This window comes from Streptomyces sp. SID5910 (genome assembly GCF_009862125.1).
Lineage (GTDB): Bacteria > Actinomycetota > Actinomycetes > Streptomycetales > Streptomycetaceae > Streptomyces.
The window spans coordinates 1-11,029 of sequence record NZ_WWHX01000144.1 but is presented as its reverse complement, the minus strand read 5'-3'; the positions used below and the strand labels follow the sequence as shown (position 1 = coordinate 11,029).

Sequence of the window (11,029 nt, the reverse complement as noted above, 5' to 3'; positions counted from 1 at the left end):
TGCGATACGCCATGCTCACCCGGCTCGCCGAACCGTGGCTCGTCGAACCGCAGCCCGAGCCGATCCCCATCGGCGAGGACTCCGGGTACGAGGACAAAGCCATATACATTGCGGTCAACCGCAACGGCAACGCCTGCTACTGCGGGAAGACCGCCCCCACCCGGATTCTGAACCGAGGGGCCACCGCGACCAGGCTCAGCCAGCACATCAACGGCAGCCCGTCGAAGCGGGACGAGTGGGTTGAATACTGGGTGATCCCGCTGCGTGACGCCACCCCCGGCCATGTCGTCTCCGCCCTGGAAAAAACCATGGCCGCCCGCCTCGGCATCCCGCTCGTGCACCGGACGCGCGTACTGCGCCAGCGCACCTGATCCCCGGCCGATCGAAAACACGGCCGGCACCGGAAACACACGTGGGCCCCGCACCGGAAAAACGGTGCTGCGGCGCCGCGTGCTGCGAAGGGCCCCAGCCGGACCTTACGGACTCCGGCGAGGCGACTCCAACGGCTAAGCCGCCGTCAGTGGATGTGTAGTCCGCGTGAATCGGATCGCTTCGAGTCAGTGCGCTTCCTGCGGTTCACCGCAGACGGTACACACACCAGGCTGCATGATCCCGTCGTGGAAGTCATGGTAAAAACGGCCTGGCCCGTCGTAGTCGCGCAGCGCCTTGCCCGCGCAGTCCCGGTAGTCCGCGGTCCGGCACCGGCCACAGCAGTCGTGACTTGTGATGAAATCCTTCGCCTTCTTGCTGCATGCATTGTGGCCGCACGCCCGATACCCGCCGGAGCCGCTGTTCCAGTGGGTGCCGAAGCTGCCCGGGTCATCGCGAAATCTGCGGATGACCGCCTCGTCTGACTCGCTGGCGGCACGCGGCCGTGCGTTAACGACGAGTTGACCGACTACGGCTGCGCCCAGAGTGGCCCATAGCCATTTGCTACGCATCTGTTCCCCCTTGGGGTGGGTTCAGCGGCGACGGTATCGACTGCCGCCGCTAGCCGCGATAAGTACCTGACGAGAGGCACCTCCACCCCACACCTTTCGTGTCGACTGGGAGGTGTCCCACGGCGCCACCGTTGCTATCGCCGTCGGCGTCTACGGCAGCTGACGCGTCTTTTGGCGCTTCGGTCGCTTCTCAACCGGGATCAAACCCCGGCGGATCTTCATCAGATGCTCGTCTTTCGTGTTCTCGCGCACTGCGAGACGGCTCAGGATTCGATGCTGCGTTTCCGGAGTCCAGAACACCTCGAGACGCTTCCGAGCGCGTGTGATAGCGGTGTAGAAAATACTGTGGGAGATGCTCTCTTCATTGGCATCCGTGATGACAACCTTGACTGAGTCGTACTCAACACCCTGTGCCTTGTGGATCGATACGGCGTAAGCGATCTGAAACGGCACAATGGTGGTGACCGAGTCGTCGTCATCGTCACTATTGCCGCGCTCGAAGACATCGAACTGGACAGTCGAGCCTTCCACCCAACGCAGACCCGTGAAGAGCACATCGTCTTCAGTGACATCCCGTTCGAGATTCACATCGAAAGTGATACGGCCGGGCGCGCGATCGATCTTAACGATCCTTCCCTTTAGGTTGTTGAAGATGACCGGACTGAACCGATCAGACTCATTGAAAAGTACGGGATCTCCGACCTTGTAGGTGGACTCGCTCCAGCTCACAGCTGAATTGGGGTTGCTCGCCTGTAGGAACCGGTTAACGTTGTTGATGCCATACAGGCCGTCATAGTTAAGGCAAAGCACGATCTCGTCGTCGCTTCTATGTTGAAAGAGTGAGTCTCCCAGAATCGTCGAGTAGCCATTCTTTGAGAGCGACTCCTCGATATGGTCGTCCAGGTTCCGCACTCTGGTCCATAGTGTGAGAAGGCCCTGATCGGTCGTCCTGAAGGGCTGTGTGAGTTCGAACACAGACTCGCTCGGGATGTACGACCGGATGATGCTGAACCAGTTGCCAAACTCAATCGACTCGATCTGGTATACGTCGCCAACCAGCACGAGCAGATCGAAGGGTGTGTTCTCAAGTACATCGAGCAGGCTTGCGTTGCTCACGGTGCTGCACTCGTCGATTACCAGAACGTCGTACGTGGCTCCGAACGACGTGCCGCTGCGCACGTGCTTACTGATTGTACTGAACTCGGAGTTCGGCGCCTGTACTCGTCTCTTCAGATTGTCGACGGCCGGATTGGTATGTGCCAGGAAGAGCTTCCGCGAGCCCTCGAAGTAGTTCGCGATGTGATTCACCATCGTCGATTTTCCTGTACCGGCCGCGCCGTAGATAAGTGCAACATTTGAGTGCTCGAACAAACTGGTCAGAGCTGTAGCCTTCAACGGGTCATCAATGATACCGGGGTTCGCGTTAATCCATGCCTGCACGTCGCTGCTGTGGTGGGGGACGCCGCTAGCAGAGATTTCCCGGAGTTTCTTGATGATCGAGACCGTGTCGTCCTCGTAACCGACGATGAACACATGTCCACTTGCTTGAGCCAGCTTCCTTCGCGCGTGTCGTTCTGTTGGTGGAAGCATGCGGTTGTGTTGCGCGATCAGTTCGTCGAGGTCACCGAGGTCTTCCAGCTCAGCTACCGGCGTATAGATCACGCCGTGCTGCTCGACGTTGCTCCTGACTCGTCTGGCCAGCAGTTCATGAGGCCGAGTCCTGGCGTCCAGACTCTCAGCAAGGTCCCCAAAGCGCGGGTTATGTCCGCGTGGTGATGTGCAGAACGGCATCGTGTCGAAGGGCTTGCAACCCCAAGATACGCGTAGCCCGGAGAGTGCAGAACACTGGTCGACATCGAACTGTGCCTTGATAATGCGGTTGTTCATCCGCAGCATGAGGTAGCGCAACAGGCGAGAACCTGGCCGGTTGTTGCGGATGAGGGACCGCGCACGGTCAAGGACTGGAAAGATAACCTCAGCTCGTTGAGTGCCGATTAGTACCCAGGAGCGGAGTGAGCCGTAAGCAGCGTCGGTCATATCCATGAGATCAAGCAGACTTGATCGTGTTGTTGTGAGGTAGCGCATCAGGTTGCGGTACTCGGAATGCGACCTACTGACCTTTCCGCACGAGGTGTCGAAGAGGCGTGCGAAGTTGTCGAACTCACACGGCCGGATTGACACCTCCCATGAGCGGATCAGCGTGATGGGCATTTTCTTGCCGAGTACCTCGATCGTGTCGCTCGCCAGCTCCAGACTGGCCGCGTATTTGTCGGTGACGTCGATGTCAGTGAACCCAATGATGCGATCGAACTTGCTCGTCCGATTGTGGGCGAGATGAAACGTTACCTCATAGTAGATACGGCCGGTGATGAAGAATGGTCGCGAGCTGTGAATGTAGTATCGCTCCCGACGTGGACTTGAGGAAAGCCTCGTCTTTTCCTGCTCGATGCAGGCAGCAATCTTCTCATAGTACTCCCGCAACGAGGGGTCGAGGTCGATCGGGAACTGTTCGATGTTGGTCAGGATTGATATTCCGAGCTGATCCCTTGCGAGGTCGCGGGTGCGGAGAAGGTATTCGTAGTACTTCAGCATCAATCGCTCGGACGGGTCGCGATCCAGCGTGTAGTGCGAGACGCTGGCCTGGAGCAGGCCATGGAATCTGCTTAGGAGCCTGAACTTGGCGAGCGCCTTAACAGCATCCAGCGCTGACCCGACCTGGTTGTAGTGGAACTCAATCGAGCGATCGTTAAGGTGCGCCCAGACAGCAAGCCCCTCGACAAGGTTCCGGAGTTGCCCCAGTACATTTTGCGAGAGGAAGCCTCGGTCGCCTACTGGATTGGCAAGGTTCCGACAGATTACGTCGTCTGCGCTCTTCACTTGCTGTTCTACTGTTGCCATCGCTCCCGCTCTACTTCCCTGAAGGATCGTGCGTCAGCTTCGATGGCGAGGCGCGCAGTTCTGGGCGCCCCGCCATGACCTTACTGAAGTGCACCGGGCGGTGTCCGCGCAGGTATTTCGTCCTGCTGCCGAGCAGCGGACGCCGCCCTGGGCACAACGTCAGACGACAATAGAACCACTCAAGAACCGACAAACGCCCCTTTTCTCAAGACTGCCCTGCTTGCCACACCGGCTCCTGACCCGACCTGGACGGTCCCGAGACCGGAGGCGGCTCGCGCCACCCTGACCGCCCATATAGGGCCACAAGCGGCTGACAGATGCGGGGGCATCCATGGGGCTGCGCGCGCCAGATCAGAGTGGATGTGTGTGCATCCGCGCCAGACAGTGCGGGGTCGGCGCGCAGCATGGCGTCCTGCGCCTACTCGAACGCACGGCGGGTGCCGGTGCGGTCCTGTGCCGCGCCGTGGATGGCGCCCTGGCGGGCCAGGCCGAGGGAGGCGAGCAGAGGGTCTCTGCGGGTGAGGTGCAGGTTGCGGGCGACGTCGTTGGCAGCGAAGGCGTCCGCCGGCCGGCCCATGTGGCTGTACATGGTGCCCGTGTAGCCACAGTTGGCATTACGGGCGTCGGCCACGCGGCCACGCGCTGACAGCCTCCTCGGGGGGATGCCGCTGTAGCCATTTGCGTGCGGCCTCTTCGCCGAAGCCGTGCGACCGGAGGACTTCTAGGGCGACTGCCCGCACGGTTCGCGCTTTGTCTACGTGGTCCAGGTGGGCCTTCATCCGCGCCACCACGTCGTCGTAGTCGTAGTCGTAGCGGCCGTTGACCTTCTGAGCGAACAGCGGCAAGAGTTTGTAGTAACGCCGTTCGCTGATTCCGACCCGCGTCCACGGGTACCGCTCCGGCGCCTCACCCTTCCGGTACTCCATGACCGCGATGCTCGCCTTCCGGCGCACGTACCGACGAGTAGCCTCCGCGCCCCGCGCTGGATCGAATCCGGGGTGGATCAGTTGTTCCAGCAGCGTTGCAGCCGCAGAAGCCCTGTCCGGAGCGCGGGTCTCACGCTGGATGCGATCGACCTGCCGCGGGTACGCCATCGCGACGGCGTTGGCCAGCGCCGGCTCATCACCGCTGATGTAGCCGTGCCAGTAGCCCTTCAATACCGCCTGGCACGCGATCTCGTAAGAGGTCGAGACCGGGTCAACGGTGATAGTCGGTATGCCGTGGCCGTGGATAGCCTTCGCCAACTTTCTCCATGGCCGATCGGTAGGGACCTGAACCTGGTCGGGCCAGATGCGTGCCGTGAATGCCCAGTCTGCGGGGTGTCGCGTCATTGGAACCGCGATCAGGATGGCCTCGACGGCCGCGAGCGGTGATGCCTCTTCGCCGGCAGTCGCCTTCTCCAATAGAAGTTCGATAAGCCGTCCGTCGTCCTCGGTTTCGTTCGTCACCCAGATGAGGCGCCGGGAGATTTGGAACCACCACCCGTTGACGGAGACCCCGAGGACCGGGACATAAAAGCGAACAGCAGGGTCCATAATGTGACGAAATAGATCTTTTCGCTGCTCGTGATCCACGGATGTGCCCAGCCAGCGGAGGACATAGTCCGCCGACAGGCGCCCCGCTTCCGAAGCCCCAGCGACGAGCTGACCGGCAATCCAGAGTGCGTCAGCGGCACGCGCGGCGTTCGGCACAGGGCTGGCCAAGGGTGAAACCTGCAGGACGGCCGCAAGTTCGCCGTTCACCGGGTCAGGGACCTCCCACGCTCCCGCCCCTGACTCCATCGATCCGACCTGCAGATCTGGGACGTCCACGAAGGGCAAGCCGTTCGAGTCGATGACTGAGGTCGCTCGACGCAGCGGCTGGAAGCTACGACCCGCGAGCACGTCAATCTCGCGACCGACCCGGGCAAGCGTGTCCCTCAGCCGGCGGTGGTCCGGACTACCACCGATCATCTTCGCGGCGTCGTCGACAAGCCCCTCAGACCAATGTCCCATCCGGGCAGTATACGAGGGCATGGAGAACGCAAATCCCGCTCTTACGCGGGCGCAATCGTACGAATCCGAGCCGCAGAGCATCCGTGCGCTTGAGGGCAAGTCCGATTTGACGCCCCGCTTCAAGCTGATCTTTTCCACAGTGGCTGCACTGACGGTTCTGGCCCTGATCTTGAATGTGCTACTGGCCGCGTTCGGGGGAACCTCCGAGCAAGTGAAGGCCGCCGCCGAGGCATGTTCCACGACCTACATGATGGGCTTTGGGGCCATTGTGGGACTGATCGGCGGCAAAGTGGCATGAGACCGTTCTGCGGGTTGAGGGGCGAGCCACCGCTTGCGAGGGACGCATGCATCAGTCCCCGCCGCATCGGGTCTCTTCACAGAGGAGTTCGCCCGCCAGATCAGCTCACCAGCACCGATCCCCTATCGTCCCGCCGTGATCCGCCCGGTAACACCTGGGAGCGTGTATCACGACGTGCGCAGTGCTTCTGGGAGGAAGCGATCGATCTCTGCACTGCTGAACGTCATGTCCTCGTCGATCTGCAGGGCTCGCTGTGCGGCCCGGTAGGCACTGCTCGATGTGTCCGGTGCCAGCCGGTAGACGTGGTTCAGCTTCTCGAGCAGCTCGTCCCTGCGGCGAGGTATGTCCACGGATTGCGGATCAGTCTGTATGTCGGTGAGCAGGTGCAGATACAGCTCCCGGATGTACCAGAGTTCCTTGGCCGCCGCGCGATGCTGCTCCGCGACCTTCTCCGGAGTGAAACTCAACTGGAAGACAGTGAACGCGAGCGCCAGCGCGGAGGCGCCGCTGCTGATGTAGAGCAGGATCCGCTGGTCCGTGATCACCGAGGTCAGCAGCGTCCCAGAGGTCAGGGTCACGAGGACGATGTTGATCCACTTCGCTTGGTCCGCCTTGGATGCCTCCAGCTCCCTGGCCTTCTCGTGCGCCTTGTGCGAGTAGACCACGCGGCCGAAGCTCTCCCGGATCGACTGGACGTTCGCATCCTGCCCGGTGTTCTCGTCAGAGCTCATACTGGCTCCCAAAAATCTTCTGCCATTCCAGTGCGGCGTCGAGATCCTTGTTCGCCAGCTCGTACTCGCATGCTTTGACCGCCCGGCGGTGCGCGCTCTGCGCCTTGCTCAGCCAGGCGTCTCCATACTGCTTCTTCTCGCTGGTCCCGGGGATCGTGTGCCAGGAGTTGGCCTTCCCGACCAGCTCGGCGAAGAAGTCCCGGACCATCCAGTCGTAGAAAGTCGTGGACTCCGCGGAGCGGTCCCACGTCGACAGAAACGTCACGCTCCGCAGCTCCAGGACCAGGGACTTGATGGGGACCGAACAGTGTTTCTGCCACGCCTTCATCATCCTGATGAGGTTTCGGGTGTTGCCGTTGGTATGGGCGTCCGAATCGGCCACGTAGGCAATCTCGGCACGGTGGTCGACATGCTGCCAACTGCCGCCATCATGGGTGTTGGGCACGAGCAGTCCACCGCCCTTCCGGTTCCAGGCTGGCAGGACCTCCACGGTGTGGCCCGTGGCGAAGTCGACGACCACATCGCCCTGCTGGAGGAGGTCGCAGCCGAGAAGGCCCCGCTGCCCGCCTTCGAAGAGACCCGACGTCGCCTGAGGGCGGGCGTGGCCCTCCGTGGCAGCCTCACCGTCGGCGAGTGGCTCGACCAGTGGTTCGCCGCGAAGAAGCGCCGCAAGACCACGCTCAACGGCTACGCCTCCCACATCCGCGTCCACCTGAAGCCGCGCATCGGCCACGTACGCCTCGACCGCCTCAACGTCGGCCACTTGGTCGAGATGTTCGACGCGATCGCCGACGAGAACGAGGTGATCGCGGCAGAGAACGAGGCCCGCTGCGAGCAGATCGCCCGCTGCAAGCCGAGCAAGCCCGGACGCCCCGTAGGAGCCGAGCGAAAGCTGCTCGCAGCCGAACGGGCCAAGCTCGCCGAGATGAAGCCGTTCCGGAAGATCACCGGCCCGGCCACCCGTCAGGCGGTCCGCCGCACCCTCCGCGCAGCGCTGAATTCCGCGATCGCCCAGCAGCTCATCACCTTCAACCCGGCCTCCCACGTCGAGTTGGAGTCCGGCAAGCGCCCGAAACCCCTCCTGTAGACCGACGAGCGCGTACGGCGCTGGCGCGAGACCAGCGAGATCCCCGGCCCGGTGATGGTGTGGACACCCCGGCAGTTCGGCGTCTTCCTCGACGCAGCCGAGGACGACCGCCTGTACGCGATCTTCCACCTCATGGGCACCCGCGGCCTCCGGCGCGGCGAGGCGGTCGGCCAGAACTGGCACGAGATCGACCTCGACGCCGGCCTCATCACCCCGGCCAAGGAGATCGTGGTCGACGGCTGGGACCCCTACGAGTCCGAGCCGAAGACGGACGGCAGTGCGAACACGATCGCGCTCGACAGCATGAACATCGTCGTCCTGCGGGACCACAAGGCCCGCCAGGAGAAGGAGCGCGCCAACTGGGGCACCGCATGGCAGGACACCGGCAAGGTGTTCACCAAGGAGGACGGCTCCTGGCTCCACCCGGAGACGGTCTCGGAGACCTTCCGTCGCATCCTCGCCACGACCGACCTGCCGCCCATCACCTTGCGGGACCTGCGCCACGTCGCCGCGACGCTCACGCACGGAGGCGGCGGCGACATTCACACGGTGAAGGAGACGCTCCGGCACTCCACCATCACGTTGACCTCGGACACGTACACGAGCCTGCTCCCCGAGCTGGACCGCGAAATCGCCGAGAAGGCAGCGAAGCTGATCCCCCGGTCGCGTCCGGCAGCCGCCGATTCGTCCGCCCAAGCGGCACCCGATCCGCAGGCCATGCGCGCATCCGCTCACGCATCGCTCACGCAGTGGCTCGAAAACGAAGCAGCGCCCGACCCGACCGAAGCCGACTCAGGCGCTGCGTAGCAGGTCAGAGGGCGTTTACCTCCCCCGCCACCGGTAGGCCCTGTGGGACTCGAACCCACAACCAATGGATTAAAAGTCCACTGCTCTGCCAATTGAGCTAAGGGCCCAGGGCGTGTTGCGTGATGTTGCCATACCGAGCATAGCCCGACGCGGCCGGGACGCCGATCGGGTATCGGGGTCCCGGCCGCGTCGCCGGGTGCCGGGTGGGCGCCGCTACGGGTCCACCGGCTCGGGGGCGTTCGCGCGGGCCGCCGCCCGAGCGCGGGTGCGTTCGTGGTCGGGGTTGAGGAACCAGTGCCGGGCCGAGGCCAGCCACCAGGTCGCCGCGAAGCCGAGGACGACCAGGACGGCGACCGGGGCGTAGTTGAAGGTCTCCCAGGTGACCGGGGAGACCTGCGGCAGCATGAACAGGACCGTGATGACGCCGACCCACGTCACCGCGACCACGCCCACGGCACGCGACCAGCGGCCCAGGTGCCAGGGCCCGCGTTCGAAGGCGTCGCCCTTGCGCAGGCGCAGGAAGGTCGGGACGACGTAGGCGATGTAGAGGCCGATGACGGCGATCGACGTCACGGCCGCGTACGCCGTCACGTTGATGAGGTACGGCAGGCCGAGGACCAGGGCGCCCAGCGCGGCCAGCCAGACCGCGGCGACCGGGGTGCGGGTGCGCGGGCTGACGGAGTGCCAGACGTGCGACCAGGGCAGCGCGCCGTCGCGCGAGAAGGCGTAGATCATGCGGCTGTTGGCCGTCACCGACGCCATCCCGCAGAACAGCTGCGCCCCGATGACGACGAGCAGCAGCAGCTTGCCCGCGGTGGCGCCGAGCGCGTCGAGCAGGATCTGCGCGGGCGGCGCGCCGGTCGGGGAGGCGAGGGCGCCCTCGTAGGACTGGATGGCGAAGGTGAAGCCGAGCAGGAGGACGAAGCCGGCGATCCAGGAGGTCCAGATGGAGCGGACGATGCCCTTCGGGCCGGCGGTGGAGGCGTCGTGGGTCTCCTCCGTCATGTGGGCGGAGGCGTCGTAGCCGGTGAAGGTGTACTGGGCCATGAGGAGGCCGATCAGGACCACGTAGACGCCGCTGCCCCAGCCGGTGTTGTTGACGAACTCGCCGAACACGAAGGACGCCGACTGGTGGTGGTCGGGCGCGAAGGTCAGCGCGCCGACGATGACCGCGACGCCGAGGACGTGCCACCAGACGCTGACGCTGTTCAGCAGGCCGACGATGCGGACGCCGAAGGTGTTGAGGAGGCCGTGCAGGACCAGGATCGCGGCGAAGAGCAGGATCGTGCGGCCCGGCGTGACCTCGAAGTCGAACTGGAGGTTCAGGTAGGCGCCGAGGAAGGACGCGGCGCCGAAGTCGATGCCGGCGGTCACCGCCACCTGGCCCAGCACGTTGAACCAGCCCGTGAACCACGCCCAGGCGGCGGCCGTGCGGGGCGGTGCGAGGCGGTGCGCCCAGAAGTAGAGGCCCGCCGAGGTCGGGTACGCCGAGCAGATCTCGGCCATCGCCAGGCCGACGAAGAGGGTCATCAGGCCGACGCCGACCCAGCCCCATGTGATGACGGCGGGGCCGCCGGTGTTCATGCCGAACAGATAGAGGGTCAGGCAGCCCGAGAGGACCGAGATGATGGTGAAGGAGACCGCGTAGTTGGAGAACGCCGACATGCGGCGGGCCAGGACCTGGGTGTAGCCGAGCTGGGCCAGCCGTTCCTCGTCCGAGAGCCCGCTCGCCTTGGCGTCATCTGTCATGCCCCCAGCAATTCCCACGCCGGGGGCGTGACATGCGTCACTCGGTGGCCGGAAACGGGGGTACGGGAAAGCGCCGTGGCCCCCACCCGGGTGGGTGGGGGCCACGGCGCTCTTCAGGTGCTCAGGCGTCAGCCGTTGCGCTTCCAGCGCGGCTTGTCGTCGCGGCGGCCGAAGGACGAACCACGGTGGTCGTCACGGCGGCCGTACGGGCGCTCGTGGCCGCCGCTGCGGAAGCCGGGGCGGTCGCCCTGGCGGTCGCGGTTGAACGGACGGTCGCTGCCGGTGCGGTCGTCACGACGGTCACGGTTGAACGGACGGTCGCTGCCACGGTGGCCGGGGCGGTCGTCGCGGCGGAAGCCACCACGGTCACCGCGGTCGTCACGACGCTCGAAGGAACGGCCACCACGGTCGTCACGGCGGTCGTCACGGCGGAAGCCGCCACGGTCGTCACGACGCTCGAACGAACGGCCACCACGGTCGTCCCGACGGTCGTCACGACGCTCGAACGAACGGCCACCACGGTC

The 11,029-nt window shown here is 64.2% G+C and carries 8 protein-coding genes, 1 tRNA gene and 3 pseudogenes; 3 read left to right on the top strand and 9 right to left on the bottom strand.

What is annotated here, in order from left to right:
• Positions 1-371: hypothetical protein (locus GTW67_RS05415; protein WP_161163647.1), on the top strand; the 371-nt coding region annotated here is incomplete at its 5' end.
• Positions 372-557: 186 nt separating this feature from the next.
• On the opposite strand, the gene GTW67_RS05410 is transcribed toward GTW67_RS05415, so the two are convergent.
• The 4 genes and pseudogenes from GTW67_RS05410 to GTW67_RS05395 all read right to left on the bottom strand — a co-directional run bounded on the left by GTW67_RS05410 (position 558) and on the right by GTW67_RS05395 (position 5,833).
• Positions 558-941 (bottom strand): hypothetical protein, encoded by a 384-nt coding sequence (locus tag GTW67_RS05410; RefSeq protein WP_161163646.1) that lies wholly within the window; start codon positions 939-941, stop codon positions 558-560.
• Positions 942-1,091: 150 nt separating this feature from the next.
• Complete coding sequence (locus GTW67_RS05405; protein WP_161163645.1) at positions 1,092-3,839, bottom strand: ATP-dependent DNA helicase; 2,748 nt, start codon at positions 3,837-3,839, stop codon at positions 1,092-1,094.
• Positions 3,840-4,260: 421 nt separating this feature from the next.
• A pseudogene (locus GTW67_RS05400) lies at positions 4,261-4,440 on the bottom strand (XRE family transcriptional regulator); the annotation flags it as partial.
• A 13-nt stretch (positions 4,441-4,453) separates the two neighbouring features.
• A complete protein-coding gene (locus GTW67_RS05395; protein WP_161163644.1) occupies positions 4,454-5,833 on the bottom strand; it encodes a hypothetical protein in 1,380 nt (459 codons plus the stop codon).
• Between the two features lie 19 nt (positions 5,834-5,852).
• On the opposite strand from GTW67_RS05395, the gene GTW67_RS05390 reads away from it, so the two are divergent.
• Entirely contained in the window at positions 5,853-6,131 is a 279-nt protein-coding gene (locus GTW67_RS05390; RefSeq protein WP_161163643.1) for a hypothetical protein, read from the top strand.
• 167 nt (positions 6,132-6,298) lie between these two features.
• On the opposite strand, the gene GTW67_RS05385 is transcribed toward GTW67_RS05390, so the two are convergent.
• Together GTW67_RS05385 and GTW67_RS05380 are read right to left on the bottom strand one after the other, a co-directional pair.
• A complete protein-coding gene (locus tag GTW67_RS05385) occupies positions 6,299-6,862 on the bottom strand; it encodes an SLATT domain-containing protein (protein ID WP_237518680.1) in 564 nt (187 codons plus the stop codon).
• On the bottom strand, positions 6,852-7,382 hold the full coding sequence (locus tag GTW67_RS05380; RefSeq protein ID WP_161163641.1) for a hypothetical protein: 531 nt from the start codon (positions 7,380-7,382) through the stop codon (positions 6,852-6,854). Before GTW67_RS05380 ends, GTW67_RS05385 begins: the two co-directional genes overlap by 11 nt.
• Between GTW67_RS05380 and GTW67_RS05375 the strand changes: the two are divergent.
• Positions 7,377-8,756 (top strand): annotated as a pseudogene (locus tag GTW67_RS05375) (site-specific integrase); the annotation flags it as partial. The gene GTW67_RS05380 and the pseudogene GTW67_RS05375 sit on opposite strands and share 6 nt — an antisense overlap.
• A gap of 34 nt (positions 8,757-8,790) precedes the next feature.
• Here the strand turns inward: GTW67_RS05375 and GTW67_RS05370 are convergent.
• The 3 genes and pseudogenes from GTW67_RS05370 to GTW67_RS38450 form a co-directional block, all read right to left on the bottom strand.
• Positions 8,791-8,863, bottom strand: a tRNA-Lys gene (locus GTW67_RS05370).
• 106 nt (positions 8,864-8,969) lie between these two features.
• The gene (locus tag GTW67_RS05365) at positions 8,970-10,505 is read right to left on the bottom strand and encodes an amino acid permease (RefSeq protein WP_161163640.1); all 1,536 of its coding nucleotides are present in this window, start codon (positions 10,503-10,505) and stop codon (positions 8,970-8,972) included.
• 128 nt (positions 10,506-10,633) lie between these two features.
• A pseudogene (locus GTW67_RS38450) lies at positions 10,634-11,029 on the bottom strand (DEAD/DEAH box helicase); the annotation flags it as partial.